Annotated in this window: 17 protein-coding genes and 4 pseudogenes; 8 read left to right on the forward strand and 13 right to left on the reverse strand. The window is 58.3% G+C overall.

Annotated elements, in window-relative coordinates; translation table 11 throughout:
- Positions 1–65: 65 nt before the first annotated feature.
- The 5 genes from PYR65_RS26905 to PYR65_RS26925 are packed head-to-tail and all read right to left on the reverse strand — an operon-like array spanning position 66 to position 9,152.
- Positions 66–1,475, reverse strand: a complete 1,410-nt coding sequence (locus tag PYR65_RS26905) for an HlyD family type I secretion periplasmic adaptor subunit (protein WP_276121852.1) — start codon at positions 1,473–1,475, stop codon at positions 66–68.
- A complete protein-coding gene (locus PYR65_RS26910; protein ID WP_276121853.1) occupies positions 1,472–3,616 on the reverse strand; it encodes a peptidase domain-containing ABC transporter in 2,145 nt (714 codons plus the stop codon). The genes PYR65_RS26905 and PYR65_RS26910 overlap by 4 nt, the downstream gene beginning before the upstream one ends.
- A 34-nt stretch (positions 3,617–3,650) precedes the next feature.
- Positions 3,651–3,959: a hypothetical protein gene (locus PYR65_RS26915; RefSeq protein WP_060637760.1), complete on the reverse strand. Its 309-nt coding sequence runs from the start codon at positions 3,957–3,959 to the stop codon at positions 3,651–3,653.
- Between the two features lie 31 nt (positions 3,960–3,990).
- Entirely contained in the window at positions 3,991–5,223 is a 1,233-nt protein-coding gene (locus tag PYR65_RS26920; protein ID WP_276121854.1) for a GTP-binding protein, read from the reverse strand.
- Between the two features lie 2 nt (positions 5,224–5,225).
- Complete coding sequence (locus tag PYR65_RS26925; RefSeq protein WP_276121855.1) at positions 5,226–9,152, reverse strand: DUF4082 domain-containing protein; 3,927 nt, start codon at positions 9,150–9,152, stop codon at positions 5,226–5,228.
- 187 nt (positions 9,153–9,339) lie between these two features.
- On the opposite strand from PYR65_RS26925, the gene PYR65_RS26930 reads away from it, so the two are divergent.
- On the forward strand, positions 9,340–9,531 hold the full coding sequence (locus PYR65_RS26930) for a hypothetical protein (RefSeq protein ID WP_276121856.1): 192 nt from the start codon (positions 9,340–9,342) through the stop codon (positions 9,529–9,531).
- A 452-nt stretch (positions 9,532–9,983) separates the two neighbouring features.
- Here the strand turns inward: PYR65_RS26930 and PYR65_RS26935 are convergent, their stop codons facing one another.
- On the reverse strand, positions 9,984–10,592 hold the full coding sequence (locus PYR65_RS26935; protein ID WP_276121857.1) for an ABC transporter ATP-binding protein: 609 nt from the start codon (positions 10,590–10,592) through the stop codon (positions 9,984–9,986).
- 204 nt (positions 10,593–10,796) lie between these two features.
- Positions 10,797–11,264 (reverse strand): ATP-binding cassette domain-containing protein, encoded by a 468-nt coding sequence (locus PYR65_RS26940; protein WP_276121858.1) that lies wholly within the window; start codon positions 11,262–11,264, stop codon positions 10,797–10,799.
- Positions 11,265–11,517: 253 nt separating this feature from the next.
- Between PYR65_RS26940 and PYR65_RS26945 the strand changes: the two are divergent.
- Positions 11,518–12,554 (forward strand): annotated as a pseudogene (locus PYR65_RS26945) (site-specific integrase).
- 876 nt (positions 12,555–13,430) lie between these two features.
- On the opposite strand, the pseudogene PYR65_RS26950 reads toward PYR65_RS26945, so the two are convergent.
- A pseudogene (locus PYR65_RS26950) lies at positions 13,431–13,598 on the reverse strand (integrase core domain-containing protein); the annotation flags it as partial.
- 87 nt (positions 13,599–13,685) lie between these two features.
- On the opposite strand from PYR65_RS26950, the gene PYR65_RS26955 reads away from it, so the two are divergent.
- Entirely contained in the window at positions 13,686–14,081 is a 396-nt protein-coding gene (locus PYR65_RS26955; RefSeq protein ID WP_276121859.1) for a hypothetical protein, read from the forward strand.
- A gap of 126 nt (positions 14,082–14,207) precedes the next feature.
- Here the strand turns inward: PYR65_RS26955 and PYR65_RS26960 are convergent, their stop codons facing one another.
- The 5 genes and pseudogenes from PYR65_RS26960 to PYR65_RS26980 form a co-directional block, all read right to left on the reverse strand.
- Positions 14,208–15,413: a site-specific integrase gene (locus PYR65_RS26960; protein ID WP_276122338.1), complete on the reverse strand. Its 1,206-nt coding sequence runs from the start codon at positions 15,411–15,413 to the stop codon at positions 14,208–14,210.
- A 169-nt stretch (positions 15,414–15,582) separates the two neighbouring features.
- Positions 15,583–16,728 carry a site-specific integrase gene (locus PYR65_RS26965; RefSeq protein ID WP_276121860.1) on the reverse strand — a complete coding sequence of 382 codons (1,146 nt, stop codon included), beginning with the start codon at positions 16,726–16,728 and terminating at the stop codon, positions 15,583–15,585.
- A 113-nt stretch (positions 16,729–16,841) separates the two neighbouring features.
- Complete coding sequence (locus tag PYR65_RS26970; RefSeq protein ID WP_276121861.1) at positions 16,842–17,264, reverse strand: type II toxin-antitoxin system VapC family toxin; 423 nt, start codon at positions 17,262–17,264, stop codon at positions 16,842–16,844.
- Positions 17,261–17,509, reverse strand: a complete 249-nt coding sequence (locus tag PYR65_RS26975; protein ID WP_276121862.1) for a type II toxin-antitoxin system Phd/YefM family antitoxin — start codon at positions 17,507–17,509, stop codon at positions 17,261–17,263. The genes PYR65_RS26970 and PYR65_RS26975 overlap by 4 nt, the downstream gene beginning before the upstream one ends.
- A gap of 132 nt (positions 17,510–17,641) precedes the next feature.
- A pseudogene (locus tag PYR65_RS26980) lies at positions 17,642–18,032 on the reverse strand (hypothetical protein); the annotation flags it as partial.
- 273 nt (positions 18,033–18,305) lie between these two features.
- Here PYR65_RS26980 and PYR65_RS26985 point away from each other — a divergent pair.
- The 5 genes and pseudogenes from PYR65_RS26985 to PYR65_RS27005 all read left to right on the forward strand — a co-directional run bounded on the left by PYR65_RS26985 (position 18,306) and on the right by PYR65_RS27005 (position 21,421).
- On the forward strand, positions 18,306–18,899 hold the full coding sequence (locus PYR65_RS26985) for a response regulator (RefSeq protein ID WP_276121863.1): 594 nt from the start codon (positions 18,306–18,308) through the stop codon (positions 18,897–18,899).
- Positions 18,896–19,078 carry a hypothetical protein gene (locus PYR65_RS26990; RefSeq protein WP_276121864.1) on the forward strand — a complete coding sequence of 61 codons (183 nt, stop codon included), beginning with the start codon at positions 18,896–18,898 and terminating at the stop codon, positions 19,076–19,078. Before PYR65_RS26985 ends, PYR65_RS26990 begins: the two co-directional genes overlap by 4 nt.
- A gap of 46 nt (positions 19,079–19,124) precedes the next feature.
- The gene (locus tag PYR65_RS26995) at positions 19,125–19,385 is read left to right on the forward strand and encodes a hypothetical protein (RefSeq protein ID WP_276121865.1); all 261 of its coding nucleotides are present in this window, start codon (positions 19,125–19,127) and stop codon (positions 19,383–19,385) included.
- Between the two features lie 1,047 nt (positions 19,386–20,432).
- Positions 20,433–20,953, forward strand: a pseudogene (locus PYR65_RS27000) (transposase); the annotation flags it as partial.
- Positions 20,954–21,076: 123 nt separating this feature from the next.
- Positions 21,077–21,421, forward strand: coding sequence for an IS110 family transposase (locus PYR65_RS27005; protein WP_276121866.1), 345 nt, complete (start codon positions 21,077–21,079; stop codon positions 21,419–21,421).
- Positions 21,422–21,487 lie beyond the last annotated feature (66 nt).

Genomic DNA, 21,487 nt, shown 5'->3' on the forward strand with positions numbered 1-21,487 from the left:
TTGCGGTCCTGCCCATGATCAAAACAAAGATCTTCAAACTTCGGTCCTGGACTGAAGGTTGAGCTTCAAGGCTCCCGGATGGCTGTGTCGAGGCCACGCAGCAGCGGGTAAAGAAAATAGGAAATCACTGTCCGGCTTCCGACCTTGATCTCTGCTGAGACTGTCATCCCTGGCAAGAGGCGAACGGGCTCCCCTGGGGCTTGCAAAAGTGTGCTGGCGAGCAGCACGCGCGCCTTGAAGAATGGTACGGCTGGCTCGCCGCCACCTGCTGGTTTTTCCGGAGGCGGAAACGCGTCCCGGCTGATGGTTCTGACGGTCCCGGTCACAGTACCGAATTTCTGGAATGGGTAGGCATCAAGCTTGACCCGCGCCTCCTTATCGACGGCGACACGGCCAATGTCCTGCGAGGTGATCGAAACCTCTGCCTCAAGCGGAACATCCAGCGGAACAAGTGTCACGATCGGTTCGGCCTCCCGAACGACCGAGCCGACCGAGCGTTGTGCAAGGTCGAGCACGACGGCATCTTCCGGGGCCGTCAGCGTCACCATGTTGCGGCGCAGCTCCATCTTCTTCAATTCTTCGCCCGCCATGTCGCGCTGGTTGCGCAATTCGACCAGCTGCTCCATGGAGGCACGCCGGAAGTCCTCGATGAACGCCTGCCGGTCAGCTGTCAGCTTGGCCAGCGAATGCCCGGCCTCCGCCGCCTTGCCGTGCAGCGCAGTGATATCGGCATCGACATCAAGCCGCGCGTCGCGCGAACCGAGGAAGGCGACGAGCGATCCGGTATCGTTCCTGTAGAGCGTCTCGCGCGCTTTTTCGATCAGGATCAGGTTGTCGCGGCGGCTGGTGAGAACCGTCTCCTGGTTTGTACCCGATTGGATCGCGGCGGCCTGCCCGGCGATCTGCTGATCGAAATTCTGCACCTGGGCGGTGTAGAAAGCGTGGCGCTGCGCAAAAAGCTGGACCTGCAGCTGTTCGTCGGGAGACCCTCCCGCCAGTTTCGAATAATCCGTGCCGGTAATCTCGGCGTTGATACGCTTGACCTGGGCATCGAGGGCCGCAAATTTGGTGCGCTGCTGATCGACATCAGACTGGCTGAAGGTCGCGTCGAGCGTTGCCAATGTCTGGCCGGCCTTGACGATCTCGCCCGTGGTCACGTCGATCGTGCGGATGATCGATGTTTCCAGCGGTTGAACGATAATCGTCGGCCGGGTGGTGATCAGCTTGCCGGGTGCAATGACCACCTCGTCGATCTTGGAGAGCGATGCCCAGACGATGGCCGTGCCAATCAGCGCGGTGATCCCATAGAGCGTCATCCGGGCAATTCTGGGCGGAACACGCTCTTCCAGTTCGACCGCATCGGATTGAAATTCGGCAAAGGCCGGCGGCAGCTTTGGCTTGACGATAATTTCCGTTCCCCGCTTTGCAACGGGAACCGGAAGGTTTTCATGGAGCTTTTCCGGGCGCGCGTTCATGCCGATTGCCTTGTTTGCTGCGTCCAGAGATGACGATAGGTAATGCAGCGCGAGACCAGCTGATCGTGGCGGCCGATATCGGCAATCTTGCCGCGATCAACCACGAGGATCGCATCGGCATCGACCAGCGTGGTCAGGCGATGGGACACGATGATCACGGTACGCCCCTCGGCAATCTTGCTCAGGTTCTGCCGCAGGATGGCTTCGCTGTCGGGATCGAGTGCGCTGGTGGCTTCATCCAGGATCAGCAGTTTCGGATTGGTGATCAGCGCACGGGCAATGGCCAGGCGCTGCTTCTGGCCGCCGGAAAGGTTTGAGGCATTTTCCTCCAGCATGGATTCAAAACCGCGCGGCAACCGCTCGATGAACTCTTCGGCACCGGCAATGCGGGCGACTTCGATGATCTCCTCGATGCTGGCATCGGGCTTGGCGGCGGCGATATTGTCGCGCACCGAGCCGCGGAACAGAAAATTATCCTGCAGAACGACGCCGATGCTGGAGCGCAGATGGACCAGATCGATTTCCCGGCTATCATAGCCGTCGATCCGGACCAGCCCCTGCTGGTTCTGGTAGAGCCCTTGGATCAGACGGGTCACGGTCGTTTTTCCCGATCCGCTCTTGCCGACAATGCCAAAGACAGACCCGGCGGGAACCGTGAAGGACACGTCGTCGAGCGCCGGCGCACCGTCGGGCCCATAGCGGAACGTGACCTTGTCGAATTCGATGCGGCCCTTCAACTGCGGCCGGATCCCCCGCCCACGGCCGAACTGTTCCGGACGCTGGTTCATGATCTCGCCGAGCATGCGCACGGACAGGGCCACTTCCTGATATTCGTGCACCATGGTGACGATCTGCACGAGCGGGCCAGACACCCGGCCTGCCAACATGTTGAAGGCGACCAGCGCACCGATCGTCATGGAACCGCTGAACACATCAAGTGCGCCGAGCCCAATGATCGCAACGCTCATCAGTTTTTCCAAAAGCCCGGTCAATGCCTGGGCAACGGTCGAGATCTTATCGACGCGAAAGCGCACGGAGATGGCTTGCGCGGAACGATCGTCCCAGACCTGGCGCTGACGCGGCTCGAGCGCCAGTGACTTGACGGTGCGCATGCCATGCACCGTCTCGACCAGCAGCGCCTGACGCTCGCCTTCGGCCTGATAGAGGGCCTGGAGCCGCCGCTGAAACGGCCCCACCAGAACCATGACCACCAGGCCGACAAGGGCTGCAAAGCCTAGGACGACAAAGGTCAGTTTGACGCTGTAGAGAACCAGAATCGGTATGAAGACCAGAAGCGAAACCGCATCCAGAAGGGTAAGGAACAGCCGGCCCGTCAGAAACTCGCGGATACGGCCCGTCTGTTGCATATGCTTGACCAGCACGCCGGCCGAGGCCTGCTCGAACAAGGCGATCGGCAGATTGAGAAGGTGCCCGAACGTGCGCGTGGCGATCCTGATGTCGATCTTGTTGGTCGCATAAAGCAGCAGGTAACGCCTCAGGAAAGTGAAGGCCGCATCGAAAAGGAGCGCAATACCAATGCCGATGGTGAGAACCGCAAGCGTTGAATAGCTCTGGTGGACAAGGACCTTGTCGATCACAAGCTGGAAGAAGATCGGCGTTGCGAGCCCCAGTCCGTAGAGGACGAAGGCAGCGAGCGCCACGTCGCGAAGCAGGCTGCGCTGGCGGACGATTTCCGGAATGAACCAGCGAAAACCGAATGGCTGATCGGTGTCGGAAAGACGGTAGCTGCGTTTGACGAGGATGACCGATCCGCGCCAATGTTTTGCAAATTGCTCCTGGTTGAGCAGGATGAATTCCGGACGCTGGGCCAGGGGATCGAGCACACGGATCATCTCGCCCTCACCGCTGCCTGCCGCACCGGCGATGACGACCCAATTGCCGTTTTCAAGCTCGGCGAGCAACGGAAAGGCGTCGCCGAGCTGAAACAGAGACCGCCAGGTCAACGTCAGGTTTTTGGCCTTCAGCCCCGCGTCCTTTGCCATGCGCAGGAGTTGCCGCATCGGCACCGCCTGCTCGCCGACCGCATAGTCGTGCAAAAGCCGTTCGGGGGACAGATCAACACCATGGTGACGGCCGACCAGGGCCAGACACTGGAGGTTCGTGTGCGCGAGTGTACTCATGGCCTCACTTGGAACAAAGGGCTTGCGTGGCCGGTCAGTTGAAATTCGGCGAAGCGTTTACCGAAAGCGGCGGCTGTTGGCCTGAATCTGCGGCCGGCATTTGCGCAATGTCGCCGATGCGGCGAACTGCGCCCGCCTCGACTAGGCCGTTTAAGGCTTTCTGCATGAGATCCACCGCATTGGCGAAAGCATCCACCGGCATGATGATCCGCTGGCGAAAGACGGGTCGAGGATTGTTGCTGGCATCGCGCTCGGTCGGCGAAAGCGACATCATGTCGATCCGCACGATCGTGCCCGTCACGGTGATCTCACCGATTCCATCGGCATAAAGCTCATTGTTCATTATCGTCTCCATTGGTTGATGGTGAGGCCGGTCATGCGGCGTACACGTGCTCCCAGGGCGGGAAAGGATCGTTCAGAGCGTCAGCGAGGCGAGGATCAAATCCGGTCTCTAAGCCGATCAGACAGTCGTCGAGCGCGGCGCGGATGGCTTTTTCCACAAAGCCTGCTCCGATAAAGACCAGCTCCTGGCGCCGGTCGCCCCAGACTGGGCTCCAATTCCGCTCAAGCAACGCTGCAAATTGCGGATGCCGGGGCCAATGTCCCTTCGGAACGGTAACCCACCACATACCCTTGGATTCGACCCGATGCTGCACGCCGGCAATCGACAGAAGCCCGATCCAATCGGGCCGGGTCGCCAGCCAGAAATGGCCCTTTGCCCGGATGAGACCCGGCCATTGCCTGTTCAGGAAGTTTTGAAGTTTGGCGGGGTCGAAGGGCCGGCGCGCACGATAGACGAAGCTGGATATGCCATATTCTTCCGTTTCAGGCACATGGTCTCCCCAACCGTATAATTCCTTGTGCCAGAGGGGATGCCGGGCCGATTTCGCTTCGCTGAACAGGCCGGTATCGAGAATGCCGGACAGTGGAACATGGCCGAAATCCGTTTCGATCACGCGCGCGCCGGGATTGAGCGCTGCAACGATCCGGCGCAACGCGTCGCGCATATGCGGTGTCACCTCCGATATCTTGTTGATGACGACGACATCGGCAAATTCGATCTGCTCAACCAGCAGATCGACCAGGGTGCGATGATCGTCATCCGCCCTTGCCTCGCCACGATCGCTCAACAGGTCGGTGCTGGTATAGTCGGTCAGCAGATTGACGGCATCGACGACCGAAACCATCGTATCGAGCCGGGCGATATCGCATAGCGCAGCGCCCGTTTCATCCCGGAAAGAAAATGTCGCCGCGATCGGCAGGGGTTCGGCAATCCCGGTTGCCTCGATCAGCAGATAGTCGAACCGCCCCTCCGCAGCCAGCCTGCGGACTTCGTTCAGCAAATCGTCGCGCAAGGTGCAGCAGATGCAGCCATTCGTCAGCTCCACCAGCGTTTCGTCGGTACGCGACAATTGCGCGCCGCCATCGCGAACGAGATCCGCATCGATGTTGATCTCGCTCATATCGTTGACCAGGACAGCGACGCGAAGACCCTCGCGGTTGCGCAGCACATGGTTCAGGATCGTGGTTTTTCCCGCGCCCAGAAACCCCGCAAGCACTGTCACTGGCAATCTTTTGCCGCCCTGCACGCCCGCCCACTCCGTCATCACTACGCTGCCAGCTGCGGCCGGAACGCCACATCCACATAGTAGTTGGAGCTGCTGAAACTGCTGGTCGGAAACAGCCCGCTGGCGCCATAGGCATAGACGCCGTTGCCACCGCTCAAGGCCGATGACAGCGCATGCAGGTTGCCGTTGGTGACTTCCGAATTGAAGAAGTTGTTTGCGGCCGAGTAATTGCCATTGGTGCTGTAGGAGACGACATAAGTCGTGTTCGCCTGGATCTGGATTTCCTGCGACAGGGAGACGGCTTGCCAGCCGCTGGCGCTTTCGCCGGTAAAGGTGGCACTTGCAAGCAGCGTTCCGGCCGAGTTCCAGAGATAGCCGGTGTGAGACCCTGTATTGGCCGCTCCCTTGTAGAAGCGGATCTGGGATATCCACCCCCCGGTATCCGCCTGAAACTTCATCCCGAGATTGACCGGGTTGTTGTCGTTGACCGAAACGATCGTCGGGACCGTGCTGGCGCTGAACAGGCTCTGTGTCGCAGCCGGGTTCGTGAAGGTCATCGACGCCGTTGCCGTTGCGGTGCCGCCTCGCCCATCCGAGATGGAATACTTGAAGCTGGCCGGTCCGGTATAGCCATTGGCCGCAGTGAAAGTAACAGTGTTCGACTGACTGTTGAACGCGACCGTACCATTGACCGCATCGCTGACACCCGTCAGCGAAATCGGATCGTTATCGGGATCGCTGTCATTGGCAAGCAGGGCTGACGCCTGGATTGTAAAGGGCGTATTGGTGCTTGCGGCAAGACCGGGATCGTTGACGGCGACCGGAGACGCATTCTGCTGCGACCGCTCAAAGAGCACATCGACCCAGTAGTTCGCCGCGTTGTAGCTTCCTGTGGGAAACAGGCTGTTTGTCCCGTAGGCGTAGACGCCATTGCCGCCGCTTGTCGAACTGGACGGTGCCGTCAGCGCGCCATTGGTACGGCTTGTCGTGAAATAGTTCGACGTTACAGCGTAACGGCCATTGGAATGATAGCTCGCCACATAGGTCGTTCCGGCGGTAATCGCCAGCGGTTGCGAGAAGTTCACTGTCTGCCAGCCGCTCGCGGTTTCGCTTGTGAACGTGGCTGTGGCCAGCCGGGTGCCCGAACTGCTCCAGATCGAGCCGGTATGCGTGCCGGTATCCTGCGCGCCCTTGTAATACCGCAGCCCGGTGATCGTGCCCGCAGCGGATGAACTGAACTTCATGCCGAGTTCGACGGAGCTCGCATCGGTCGTGGACGTGACAGCTGGCGTATCCGAAAGACTGAACAGACTTGTTGCCGTCGATGGCGGTTTCACCGTCAAGCTGACGGTGGCAGACGCCGTCCCCCCGCGTCCATCCGAGATGGTGTAGCTAAAACTTGCCGCACCGGTATAGCCGGCCGTTGGCGTAAACGTTAAGGCATTGGTCTGGCTGTTGAAATTGACTGTTCCGTTGACTGCGCCGTTTGCGCCGGTAATGCTGAGCGCGTCGCCATCCGGATCTGAATCGTTGGCGAGCACAAGCGAGGCGTTGATCGTCAGCGCCGTGTTTTGCTCGGTAATATAGCCATTGTCGTTGCTCGCTGTCGGAGCGGTATTGACCGTCGAGGGGGTAAACAGAACATCCACCCAATAGTTGGCACCGCCGAAACTGTTGCCGGGGAATGTCGTGTTCGTGCCATAGGCATAGACGCCGCCGTTCTGGCCGACGCTCAAGGGGCCTTTTGTGTAGGCGGAGTTGAAATATCCCGACGACGACGAATAAAAGCCGTTGGTATGATAGGAGGCGACATAGGATGTGCCCGCCGTGATCTGGATGGCACTGGAAAAATTGACCGTCTGCCAGCCTGAAATCGATTCCCCGGTCGATGTGCCGGTCGCAAGCAGCGTCCCATCGGCCTTCCAAAGGCTGACCTTGTGCGCACCGATATTATAGAGCCCCTTGAAGAACCGCACGCCCTCCACCGCACCGCTGGTACTGGCTTGAAAACGCACACCCAGTTCGACACCGTCGCGGTCCACGGTCGTCTCAACGGCGGGTTTTGTGGCCTGCGTCCACAGGGTCGAGGCCGTGGGCAGGGTGACGGTGACCTGTTTGCCGGTTGATGGCGTTTCCAGATTGACGCTGTCATCGACGGCGCGTGATTTGATCGTATAGGTGCCGCTTGCCTGCACGACCCAATTGTAGCTCCAGTTCTCGCGGCCAGTGGCCTTGAACCAGGAGAGGCCGCCATCGGTGGAGACTTCGATGCCGGCAATGATGCCGCCACCGGAATCTTGCGCCGTGCCGGTCACGGTCACATGCTGCCCCTCGACGAAACTCGCGCCGATAATCGGTGTCGTGATCGTCGATGTCGGCTTGATATGATCGGGCGATTGCGTCGCAAGGATCAGGCTGGCATCGATCGTCGTGGGCTGGATGCCCATATCGGCGAACATGTTGATCATCGCCTGCTGCACGTTCTTGTCGGTGGGGGTCGCTGCCCCCTCATGGGCGGCGTTCAGCCCCCAGGACCAGAAGACGGTGCCGGCGCCGAACACGAGGGCTCCGCTTTCTGCGCGGTACATGGTTAAACTATGCGTCGCTTCGCCCGGTCCCACCGAGGAGCCATAATCGCGCAGATACGTATCCACCGAAATGTTCGAGAGCGACAGATTGACTAGGCCGGCCGGCCGGAAGCCGTTCTCGACATCGGAATCCCATTCGTAGCCGAGAAGATTTTTGACCAGCTCGAAGGTTTGCCCCGGCAGGATGTTCGCCACATCCGTATTGCGCCAGAAGCGAAGGTTGGAATAGTCGTAAGGCACGGAGATCGCGTCCTGCCGGTAGCTGTCCACGGTGAACATGGTGCCGGTCAGCGCATTTTCCGGCTTCTGCCCCGGATCCGCATAGCGGGGATCGCGCCAGGTGCCTGTGCCGATATTGCTCGGATCCGTGCTGGTTCCCCATGTTTCCTTGTAGCAGACCATGGTGCGATACGCGGTGCCGTTGCCGTCTATGCTGTTTTCCCAACGGACCTTCCAGTAGCATTCGTTGCCGCTCCAGAAGGCGAGGTTCACCCCAGCGTCACGCGCCGCCTCGACATTGGTGCGCTGTTCCGCCGACCAGTATTCGTCATGGCCGACCGAGAGAAAGGCCTTGTGATTGAGCAGCTGGCTGCCGTTGCGCGTCGCATCGACCCCGGAAATGTAGGAGACGTCGTAGCCGTTCTGTTCGATCCACTGGATGGCGGAATGTTCGGCCCCGAATATGAAGTCATGGGTGCCCCCCTTGCCGCTGGTATTGGTCACGATCGGGCGGTTATAGCTGATCGCCGAGGCGCGGCCGATGGCAGTGATCCCGCAGCTGCAATTGGGCGGCAGGTAGCCGATCATGTCGTTGGGATCGACCGGAACCTCGCCAAAATAGAGGCTGGCCCCCCCCCATTCATTATAGGCCTGCCAGGTCGTATCCGATGTCTGAAAGACGATATCGCTGGTCGATCCATCGTCACGGACGATGAATGGCACCATGCTCTGGCCGGCGGTCCCGTCCTCGCGGACCAGCTTTGCAAAATAGACGCCGGAAACGGCATCTGCCGGTACGGCCCAGCTTGCCGAGACCGACCAGTTGCCTGCATCAATCAATCCGAGGGACATATCGACAATCGGATGCGGCTGGATCTGTGCCGTGGTCAACGACTTGTCGATGGTCGCGACCTTGCGGGCACCATCGCCGCCGTAATAGCCCAACCGGTAGATGTCGAGGCGGTAATGCGTCGAATCGGTGGCAATCTTGAAATCAACCGTCTGGCCGATATTCGTGCTGATCTGCGTGGCAAAACCCTGGATATTCGCATCCCCGTCGCCATCGATACCCCACTCGCTGCGGGGATTGCCCTGCTTCAGGTTTTCGAGCGCAATTTTGTTGGGAGCGGCCGCTGCCGAGGAAGCGGTCTGCGGGGTCATGGCCGTCTCCGGTGCAGCGGCGGTCTCAGCGCCGGCGGGCGCCGGCGCCGTTTCCGTCGAAAAGCTTGTCTCTGAGGCAAACACGGTTTTGGTGACAGAAGCCACGGTCGAAAAGACAGGCAAAGCCGTCTCTGACCGGACAGGATCGCTTTGAACCGCCGATGTCAGCGGCTGGGTGCTGTCTGCGATGAAAGACGTTTCGCTGGGAAGAACGACGGATGCGGTGCTTGGTTCGACGATACCCGTTGCTTTCCCAGCAGGGGCTGGATCAAGCACCGGTGGAACCGTGCTGCTCAGCGACATCGACTTCGTAACGCCTGTGGCCGCATCATTTGAAAAATCAGCGCCGGCGCTTGGCGAAAAAATCGCCGATGGCTGATATGCGGCGATAACCCCAGCCTGAAGCGGCGTAGCGATGATGGTCGACGTCACCGCATTTTCCGCAATTGCCCCGGACAACGGACTGTAAACGGTGGTCACACCACCGGACACGCTTAGAAATTCGTCATTCTTGATGTTTATTCTCAGCATTTGGCACCGCCCCGATCGCCGTGTGAGACTGACTTATAGAAACCCATCTTGCCAACTTTCTCGCCGCCGCGAACCGCACCAATCGGGAGTATCCGTGAGAGTTATCCTATCCTCCGATGTGATGAGGGTGGACGGCTTTACAATGACGGTTGCAGTGAGAAGGGCGGGGAAACTCAACCTTAGGTGCAGTGGAGGTTGGCTCTGGGCGCAAGCCGCATGACAGGCTCCTCCGGAGTGGCCCGCCCGCCCGCTCCGGGCTGCCGCTTCAAGGGATGGAAGCGCTCGATATCATCGAACCCATCATTCGCCAGCTTTGACTGCATAATCCGCTAGGGCTACAGGCAAGTGCATCGCGGCCAGAAGTACGCCCACGCGATCGGCCATGTTCCGTATGACCTGTAAATCATGGCTTATGAACAAATATGCGGTGCCATTCTTCGACTGCAGCGTATTGAGCAACACCAGGATGCGAGCCTGCACGCTGACGTCGAGTGCCGAAGTCGGCTCATCCAGCACGATCAGGCGCGGATTGGTGGCAAAGGCGCGGGCAATGGCGATGCGCTGCCGTTGTCCGCCGGAAAGCTGGCCTGGAAAACGATCTGCATAATCCGCATCGAGCCCGACATCTTGCAGGAGCTGTTCGATCTTCGCGTCTGCTCCCTTTGCAGAAAGTCCGCCGGTACGGCGAAGCGGTCCAGCTAGGATACGGCGAATACGGTGGCGCGGGTTCAGGGTCATGTCCGGAGACTGGAAGACCATCTGCAATGCACGTTTTTCGTCAGTTGAGCGGCGTTCGGCCGTGCCAGATAAAAGCTTGCCGGAAAGTTCGATTGTGCCGCTATTGGCTGTTCGCAATCCGGCTATGATTTTGGCCAGTGTGGATTTCCCCGATCCCGACTCCCCGATCAACCCAAACGTCTCTCCTGGGCCAATATCGAGTGCAACGTCGTGCAGAATGGTTTTCGTCCCGTATTTCCGGCCGATATCGGCACAGCGCAGAACCGGGACATGGGCTTCCTGACGGCCAGGCTTTTTAGAGGTTGTAGCGCGCGGGCGCGGAATACTGTCCAGCAGGCTGCGGGTATAGGCGTGTGAGGGCCGCGCAAGGACCCGCTAAGTCTCTCCGGTTTCCACAATTCTACCCGCCTGCATGACCCCCACCCGGTCGGCAAGGCTGCGTACAAGGTGGATGTCGTGACTGATGAGCAGATAACTGGTGTTGTGCTTGTTGCGCATCGTCTGCAGGATGGAGACGATTTCCCGTTGCACGTCGGCATCCAGCGCTGTGGTCGGCTCGACCAGGACAACAAGTGCAGGTCTTAAGGCGAGCTCCGTCGCGATCGTCACGCGTTGCTGCATTCCCCCTGAAACCTGATAGGGATAGAGCGCCATCACCTCGTTGGGGAGCCGCGACACTGTGAAAGCTTTGCACCGAGAGCGATGTGCGGCCGCCAACCGCTCCATGATATGGAAGCCTGAATCACAGGTGCAGTTACACCGCTTAAGTTTGCTTGAATCCGCACATTCAATCAATGTTGCATTACGATTGATAATATTTAAGTTACACACGTGAATCGCCATTGGTTGAGCCTAGACGACCGTCGCGGAAACTGACCCTTTCAAGCGTTCGCTTATTATTTCGACACAAGCGCTTCCAGAGTGTAAACGTCTGATAACTTGGACGCCCGACACAGAACCATGCCCCTCAACGGGTTTAGCCGACTGCTATTGTTCATGAACTTATGGCTGCCCCACGCAATAGCGATGTGTCTTCCGGCATCGGCTTATCGGCGGTAACTTATGGGGCCATCTGATGAAGCGGAAGATGTTGGATATGACTGTCGATAAAGATCAAACTTCACCTCTGCCGGACGTTGTCCCCTCCTCGCTGCATGAAGTCGCTGATACCGATCAGGCTGATCAGGCAGGCAATCTTTCTGCGCATCGCGATAGCCTTGCCAGGCGTGAACGTGGCGATGTCAAGGCCGCCAGTTCCACCAACACCCGGCGGGCTTATGCGAGCGACTGGAAACATTTTACCGCCTGGTGCCGGCGCCAACCTCTCTCTCCCCTCCCCCCGGAGCCGCAGATTGTCGGGCTTTATGTAACGGCCTGCGCGTCTGGCGCTGTTGGCAGAGATAAGAAGCCGAATTCGGTTTCAACCATCGAGCGCCGGCTTTCGTCGCTGAGCTGGAACTACGCCCAGCGCGGACTGCCGCTCGATCGCAAGGACCGGCACATTGCCTCGGTCATGGCCGGTATCCGCAATAGTCACGCGAGGTCACCCTTACAGAAAGAAGCGGTGATGCCGCAGGACATCATTGCCATGCTGGAGACGCTCGACCGGGGGACGTTGCGCGGCTTGCGGGATCGGGCGATGTTGCTGATAGGCTTTGTCGGTGGTCTGCGCCGCTCGGAGATTGTAGGGCTCGATGTCAAGAAAGATCAGACAGAGGATGGCCTTGGGTGGATCGACGTGCTGGATCGGGGGCTGGTTGTCACCTTGCGCGGGAAAACCGGATGTCGTGATGTCGAGATCGGCCGGGGTTCGTCGGACACCACCTGCCCAGTCGCAGCCTTGGATACATGGCTGACGCTGGCCCGGATCACGCACGGCCCCTTATTCCGGCGCGTGACGGGACAAGGCAAATCTGTAGGAGCCGACAGGCTGAATGATCAGGAGGTTGCCCGCCTGGTCAAACGGACCGCCCTTGCAGCCGGTGTGCGTGGAGATCTGACGGAACGCGAGCGCGCGCTCAAATTTTCGGGTCACTCGCTGCGCGCCGGACTTGCTTCTTCTGCGGAGGTCGACGAGCGTTATGTGCAAAACAACGCCAGCATTCGTCCGCCGAAATGACCCGCAGATATTAAAGCGGGCGTGACCGGTTCAGGGGAAACTCGATTAAAGCGTCCGGCGTATGAACGGCTTGTGCTATTTTTTAGCAATCCGTTCCCTCCGACACAGCTGCTCTTTATCTCTCCCTTCATAGCGCGCTGGCCGATACCTTCGGTGTCAAGCCAAAGAGTGAATGTTGTGTCACGGGCCGTTGCGAGAGCGGCGATCAGCGCAATAAGCAGACATCTTTTGACCTGGAATTTTAACGCCGGGTGTTGTGTGAATAGGGCTCAGCTCAGGCTGGTAAAGTTAGGGTGAGGGACGGAATGAGTTAACAACAGAATCATGTTCAAATCAGCGATTTACCTACGTCGTGTCTGGCAGACTGCGCGCAAAACTACCTAACGTATTTGAGTGCATCTTTTGCGAAATGCCATAGACTACTCACTGTATGAGTTTTCGTGATCTTGGCGGCGCAGGTTCTGAAGCCCCCACTCATTGCCCTTTACGACAAGCTCATGCGCGAAGTTGTACATGTACAACCCGGATCCTATTCGGTTTACAAACATGTCTGTGTAGCAGACTGTCCGGCCATGTCGCGAGGTTTTGATCGCTACCATTTGCGTCTTCGGAGAGACGTCACAACGCAGACCGATCCCACAAAAAGATCGCATCGGTCGGTCTGCAAATTCTCCGGTCGCGGATGCCAAACGGCGTGTGCGCGATGGCAGCCCGATACTGGTTATCAAAGCCGACCTGACAAATAGCTCAAAGCTAAGTTGAATAGCGACCAAAAAACGATTGCTTTTGACCTGAGACCATTGTTCCCTCCAATTGTCGGGAGGGTCTTGAGTTTTATGGCTCTGAGTCCAAACCTTGGATCGCCGGGGATTAGAGTTTTCGGGCTTTCATCACGATGACGGGCTGGTGGCGCCACCGGGATTATGTTTCGCAATCGGGACGTTGTATCCGATTGCCGAGTGAGGACGATCCTCATTGTAGTATCGACGCCAAGTCTCCAACTTTTCGCGCGAATCCGCAAGGGTCAGAAACCAGTGCGCGTTTAGGCATTCGGCAAGGTGCTTGCGGCTGGCCGTTTCTTCAAGTCAGAGCTTTGCAGGCAGTACCTGCCATCGATAGTCAAGGTACCCTCAGGTCTGATCTTTGTGATCGCGGCGCTCATCTGCTTGGTTGATCGGGGATCGCTGGCAGGACAAGGCATAGTTTCAGTGTTTCAGGCTCAACTCGGCGCGGTCTCGGGCTTTCACTTGATCTCGATCGGCATTGCACTGCTGTTCTGCGCCATGCTCGATCTTGAGCACGTTCTCAGCCACTGGCCTGTGGCGGGGGCTTCTCTCGTAGCAACGCTGTCTTACAGCCTTTACCTCAGCCACAAGTCCGCCTTTCACGTCATGCGCCTGATCTTCGGAGAAGAGAACCTGCAAGGCACCGTCGGCTTTGTCGCTTATCTGATCGGAAGCTTTGCTGTCGCCGCTGTTCTCTGGTTCTGCGTGGAGCGGATATTCCTAGATCTTCGAGATAAAATGCTGTCGTCGAAGTAGGTCTGCGAACTCTCGCAAATGTCTGTCGCGAAAGTTTGACCTTTGCAAACGAGTTTTGCGACAGAATTTGCGCTGAATTTTCAGCGCCGGTAATCTTGTCGCGAATGTTAGGGAAGTGAGCGAAAACTACTGAATAAGCCTTGCGGCCCGTCCTGTCCGTCTAGTTGCGTTGCTGTAATAAGTGAAGGCCTGCTGGACCGATCTATGTCGCGACTGCTCCATACCTTCTGGCAGGGGGACGCCACGATTGGCTGCCTCGGTCAGATATCCAGACCGAATCCCATGCGCCGAAAACTCCGCTGGCTCCAACCCAGCCATCTCCGCCCGCTGCTTGAGGATCGCATTGACCGACTGCGGATCGATCGCCCGCCGCGACACGGTTCCCCATCGCCCGATCCCCCGAAACACGCTCCCGCTCTCGATCTTGGCGGCGACCAGCCACGCGTTCAATGTCTCTACCGGTCGGCCGGTGAGATAGACGACGTCGTCCTGCTCGCCGCTGCTGGTCTTGGTGCGGCCGAGATGAATGGCGAGCGAGGGGAGGGGAGGGCCGTCCGGCACCTCGATCGGCGCCTCGACGGTCAGTTGCTCGCGGCGCAGCCCGGCGATCTCGCTGCGCCTCCGGCCACCGGAGGCGGAGGCGACCATCAGGATTGCCCGGTCACGCAGATCGCGCAGGCTGTCGGTCGCGCAGGTGGCCAGCAGTTTTGCCAGCACGTCACCGGTGACCGCCTTGGCGCTCTTGCGAAGACGTTGTCTTGGCGCGGTTCGGATCGCCAGCCGAATGGCTGATTTGAGGGCAGGGGAGGCGAAGGCGCTGTCAAAACCGCGCCATTTGGTCAGCGTCGACCAATTGGCCAGCCGCCGGCGCACTGTGGCGGGGGCGTGCGGGCCCGTGGATTTCAGAAAACCCTGGCTTCGAAGATTTTCGTCGACCTCGGCCGGCATGCCATGATCCCGATCGGTCTCGCGGTGTTGCGGGTCCCACAGGTGATGGACGACGAATTTCAGCAGCAGTTCTTCGGGCGCCGGCCAGGGCAGCGATTTTCCTGTCGCTGCCAGTCCCCAGGCTTCGAGATAAGCGAGGTCCGAGGTCAGCGCCCTTAGCGTGTTGTCGCCCATGCCCTGGTTGACGAGATGGCGCAGCGTCTCGACATCCTGGTCGGTGAGCAACTCAGCGAGTTCGTCGCGGCGCTCCATCGGCAGCACGGCGGCAATCGTGTCGAGCTCTTCGGCGCGGCGCTCGACTGCGGTGAGTGATTTTTTGGGTTTGGCGACAGGCGCTCCAAAAGGACGTTTCCGGCGGCCTAGACGACCGTAATTTCCCCCGATTCTTGCTGATTTGCGACTCCAGATCAACTACCATCGATAAACGTTTGTTATCGATGGTTAGACCACCGGGTGTGGCTTTTAGGTCCCCATTTCAATTAGAGCATTAAGCAAGAATTCCGGTACCAAATTCCCCGCTTACGATTTCATGCGGAGGAGGGGAGGGGGCCAGCTAAAGCCCTGAAGCCTTGGTCAGATTCACGCGGAAGCGATCCCGTCGCCGCTGATACCTACGGGTCATTTCCGCAGAAGCATGACCAAGCTGTTTCTGCACGTAGCGTTCGTCAACGTCCGCCGAGGACGCGAGACCCGCCCGCAGGGAATGCCCGGAGAACTTGAAGGCGCGCTCGATCTCGCTGAGATCGCCGCGAACACCGGCCGCCATCGCAGTCCGCTTCACCAGCCGGGCGACTTCCTTGTCGTTCAGTCGGTCCGGGCCAACAGCCTTCCCTTGCCCCGTCACGCGGCGAAAGAGGGGGCCATGCGCCAGCTTGGCGAACTTGATCCAGGTTTCGACGGCCACAATCGGACACGTGGAGTTTGAGGAGCCACGGCCAATTTCAACCTCCCGCCAGCCCGTTTTACCGCGCAGGGTGACAAGCATACCCTTGTCGAGGATCTCGATCCAACCGCGGCCGTCTTCGGTTTGCTCGGCCTTCAGATCAAGGCCGACGATTTCGGAGCGGCGAAGGCCACCGGCAAACCCGATCAGCAACATGGCGCGGTCGCGCAGGCCGCGCAGGGAACCGCGCTCCAGGGTCTCGACCATGGCGATGATATCCTCCGCCAACACCGCTTCTTTCTGGACCGGCGGCTTTGCATGACTGTTGCGGATGCCGGCCATCACCGTCGCAATGTGCCTGTCTTTGCGATCAAGCGTGAGACCGCGCTGGGCATAGTTGCAGCTGAGGGAGGAGAGGCGCCGTTCGATGGTCGAGACGGAGTTGCCCTTGGCGGCCCGCGCAGCCGTGCCAATGGCACTGCCGGAAGCGCAGGCTGTGATGTAGAGCCCGACGGTTTGCGGGTGCGGTGGGAGGGAAGACAGATTGGACCGCCGGCACCAAGCGGTGAAGTGTTTCCAGTCTGAGGCATAGGCCTTGCGGGTATTGGCGGAACTGGCAGCTTCGACGTAACCCCGGGCGCGATCAGCAAGGCCTGCGAGATGGGCTGGCGTCTGATCCCCGCCGACGAGCGAGGGGAGGGGGCTTTCGACCGAAACCTCCGGCGCGGAAACATCACCGCCGGAGGCTGTGCTGAGAGATGGCGCTGGGGAGTCCTCGACGTGAGTTGCGCTGTTTTGCTCGATGATTTGGACCATTCCCTCTATAAAGAGCATAACGTCCGATAATGCAATCTTATCGGACCTTATTTCGGCATGACAGGGTGTGCGATTATACCCGCCATCGCATGCCTAAACCGCACCACGCAAAATCAGCCAAGCCATGGGTCAACGATGATCGCGCCTGTCCCCTCGAAGTCTTTGACGTTGCGGGTGACCACAGTCAGTCCATGGACGAGGGCCGTCGCCGCAATCAAGGCATCGACTTCATTGCGCCGATCAGGAATGTGCAGATGGGCGCAACGTGTCGCAACCGCGTCGTCGATGGCAATGATGCGACCGGCAAATTCAGGCCGGACGTTGCTGTCCAGCCAGGTCCGAAGCCGGGCGCCTTGCTGGGCATCGCGCCGCTTCACGCCAAGGACTCCACGCTCAAGTTCAAGGATGGTGATTGCCGAGAGGAAGAAGGAGGAGGCATTCTCTCGGCCGACCCAGGCCACGACATTGGCGTCGGCTTTGCCGTCGCCGATCTTTCGCAGCTCGGAGACGACATTGGTATCGAGCAGATAGGTCAAGACAGATCCACCGGGCGCGAAAGAATCTCAACACGCTCGGGCGAAAAATCGATCTCCGAAAGCCCCGGCATGGACAGAGTTTCGATCAGGCTGCGGCGCTTGCCGGACAGACGATTAAAGTCGTCATAGGTCATCAGCACGTGCGAAGGCTTGCCACGGTCGGTGATGATCACAGGTCCGTTTTGCGCCGCTTTCTTAGCGCTGCTAACATCATGATTGAGTTCACGGCTCGTGAGGATGTTCATCGCCTGCACTCCATGTAGGTATGTACCTACATATAGCATGGACCATGGCTGACACAAGGCTTTACGTTCAAGGATGATGACTGGGCAACGGGATCGAGCGGAGCACCGCTCCATCAAAAGTCATAGCGGTCGTTACGCGGCTTCCCAGACCTGGTTCAAGATCTTGGCAGCCAAGGCCGCCTTGTCCTGCGGTAGAAAGCGGCCGTAGTGCTGCTGCACCACATCCGGCGTGTCCTGGATCGCATAGCTTGCCTGTTCATAAGACTCGGTCTGCTTCAGAAGATGGGTAGCCAGGATGTCCCGCAGGTTATAAGGGCCATGCGGCAGCAGACCTTTTATGGCGCCACGCCCGGTATAGGGGTTGTAGATCCCATACCGTTGGATCACCGTTCGCCAGGCCTCGTAAAACTTGGTGGAATCGTAGGCCGCATCCAGGCTAGTTGTCTTCACCGTCTTGACGAACAGCGTGCCGGGCTCTTTTGCCGACCCAAAGCAAGACACCGCGATGGCGTTCGATATTGGCGTCGATCGAGTTTCGCGCTTGGACGAACGATGGAAAATTGAGGCATTTAAAGGCCTCAGAGACCAAGCCGATTTCGATAGTGCATATGAGTTTGATCGCGAATAAATCGGTCAGGCGTCGCGTGCATTAGTTGGACCATCTTAAACTAGTTAATAGCCACCCGTCCGATTCAGGCCTAAAATAGCGCCACCAGTCCCCCTACGCTCAACCCTTTCCCGGCTGTGACTGTTTAAGAGACGATCTGCTCTTGCCCGACCTAATTGGAGCAGAGCTATGCCAAATCTGGATCTGTTATACCTTCAAGAATCTGCCGCCAACACCGTCGTTGCCGCCGTCCATGCGTGGTGCGCGGCGACGGGCGTTGAATTGACGAGCGCTAAAGGAAAACAGGCCGTCGTCGCCGCCGTGCGGTTAGCAAAATCGGATATTGCCGGTGATCTGTTCACGGCACTCTCTCAGGAAATGTTTGACGCCGGGGGGGCTCCCGCCATTGGTGCCATTCTGGTTGTCGAAGATGAGCCGCTGATCGCGATGGATATTGAAGAGAGCCTGAAGAGCGCCGGGTTTCCGGTTAAAATTTGTCTGTCTTGCTCGGACGCAATCGCTTGGCTCGCGGATCACACCCCGTCGGCCGCGATTTTGGACATCCATCTAAAGGATGGACCGTGCCATGACGTTGCAAGGCAACTCGAAACTCAAGCAGTCCCCTTTCTCGTATCGTCGGGGTCAGCCAGGGCTGATGCCGAGGAGATTTTCTTACGTGGAACATGGGTCGCCAAACCTTGCGATCCGGACCTGATGATCGAAGCGGTCAAACGGACTGTTTCCCGTTTCTCGAATGACGACCTCGTGGAGGTAAGCGCATGACCGAACTTAAAACCAAACGTCGTCCTCGGGGCATTTCGGCTCGGGGGGATTTCGAGGTCGCCAAAAGCATTGCAACCTCCTCAGAAGAAGCCCGGAAAGCCGCCGACAAACGAAAGACAGAAGCGTTGCGCGACGCGCGTCTTCGAGCCCAAACTGAAAACGGTGACTCTGCGAAATAGAGCGTATTCGCCACAGCAAAAACCAAGCCCTCTGATCGGGAAAGCCATGATGATCGATAAGCCGAAATATCCAGTGTCCCACGAAGACCGCCATTTCGTCTGTCAGGAAGAGGTTGAGGGGCCGCTGAAAGTCATCATCGACCAGGCGAATATGCACGGTTGGGGCACGCTTGAGGTGATCTCGGCCATTGAAGAGGTGATGAAGCACCTGCGGCTGGCGTATGCTGAACATCCCGATCCGGCAGAGGACCCAACAGACAGCAACGAGGGCCATGCTTTCATTCATGGACGTGGGGGCGCGGAATAAACAAAACCGCCACCCCTGTGCCCAAGGATGGCGGTTCGGAAGGGCCCTTCCCCAGCAAAGGCACCTTCGCGCTCTCCTCGGATGAGCATCCGTAAGGAACCACTACTTTAGATTTCAGACAATCCCTGAACTGACCTTTTACCGTTAACCGGACAACGGCAGCGCGAACATCCTCATTGCAAGCAAACATTGAAAAGAGAACCCATTGACAGACCCAAACGGCGCATTGTTTTACGTGGTAGGCGCTGTGGCGGTACTTGCGGTCTTGCTGTTCATCGTTTGGGGCTTGCGAAAACCGTGGATTCGCGGGCCGTGGGCCGCTCCATGGCTGCATTCGACAAACAGTTTTGAACGAAAATAACCAGGGTCTTGAGGCAACAGCACCCTGGCTGAAATTTGGCTTCGCGTCATTATCAACTTCGAGCGGATGAGGGGAGGTCGCTCGCCAAAAAAATCGAACCTAAAATTAGTTTCATATAATATAAGAAATATGGAAAATTCCCATATTGATTGAAACAACTTCATATAATCTACTGCGCTGCGGCTTTTTTAAGTATCTGTGTCAATGAACCCGGTCGCTTCCCGTCAGGCAGCGACTGGTTATAAACTTTCAGTGTGCAGAACGCGGAACAAATGAGTAAAGCGGCAGTTCTCGGCGCAGCTGGCGCAGTCAGGTTTGCCTGCAAGCCAGATAGAGGTCCGAGCCCCCTCCTCGCTGGACCTCGCACATTCTCGCCCCGATGGTTGACGGGCACCATCACTGCCCTATTGTTCGGGCGTCGCTTACGAGGAGCGATACAGAGGGACGACTGAAGTCTGCCTTCGAGAACCGGACGAGCGGCATCGTCCGGTTCTTAAATAGTGAGGGAAGAGATGACTTATGATTGGGATGGACGGCGCAACAGGATTGCAAATGCTGTCCGTTTGGCCACGGGCTTAGCGCTAGCATTTTTGGTCGTCGCAATGCCGGTGCTATTGTTTGCCTGAGGCGACCAAACTTTCTGGTGTGGGCAACAGCGCTCGGCGGGGTGATACCTCCGCCGGATGGCCGGGCAGCGCAATGGTGCTGTACTTTGGCGGCAACTGCGATGCAGAGGCTTTCGCGGCTCCCTTCGCGTCGTTGGTGAATGGACGGCAAGACGACGGCGGGCCGAGCGGGTCTCTGATCAGCAACTTCAAAAAGTGCCATCCGCCAGAACGATTGCCCGATTGATGACAACCGCTCGCGATCAACTGAGCAAGGCCGATACAATTACGATCGCGGCCATAGAAGCCGATGTTCCCGCCTTGATCGAAGCCCGTAATCTGATTGATCGCTTTCAAAGGATGATCAGAAGGAAAGCCAAGGCCGAACTCGACCTGTGGATCGCTGATGCCCGCCACAGTCTGTTCGCTCCCTTTGCTAACGGGATACTCAAAGATAAGGCAGCAGTGTCCGCAGCAATCACCGAACCTTGGTCAAACGGTCAGGTTGAAGGACAGATCAACAACTGAAGCTCGTCATAAGCCAAATGTACGGGCGTGCAAAGCTGGACCTACTTGAGGCGCGGTCAATTGGCGCGATATGAAAGAAACCGTCATCAAATGTGCGTCAGAGGCAATATTCCACACGATGGCGTAGTTGCTAACCGCGTTTCCCAGTCTCCTGGTTGGTGGCAGACTGGTCCCATTGACAACGGGAGGACATCACAATGAAACAGTATGTCCGATTGGACGTCTCACAAAAGGAGACTGCCGTTTGCGTCGTTGACGAGACCGGTCGCCTGATCTTCGAGGGCCGGGCGAAGTCGGATCCTGGCGCTCTGGCGGCGCTGCTGGCGAAGAAGGCCCCGGATGCGGGACGCGTTGGCTTTGAGACTGGTGCCATGTCGAGCTTGCTCTGGCATGAACTGACAAGGATCGGTATGCCGGTTGTCTGTATCGACGCGCGACACGGACATGCGGTTCTTTCCGTCCGGATGAACAAAAGCGATGAGAAGGACGCGCGCGGTTTGGCCGATCTGGTTCGGATTGGATGGTATGCGAGGTTGCGGTGAAGAGTGAGGCCAGCCAACAGGTGCACTCGCTACTGATCGCACGGTCTCGGCTCGTGGCGATGCGAC

Source organism: Pararhizobium qamdonense (genome assembly GCF_029277445.1).
GTDB classification, from domain to species: domain Bacteria; phylum Pseudomonadota; class Alphaproteobacteria; order Rhizobiales; family Rhizobiaceae; genus Pararhizobium; species Pararhizobium qamdonense.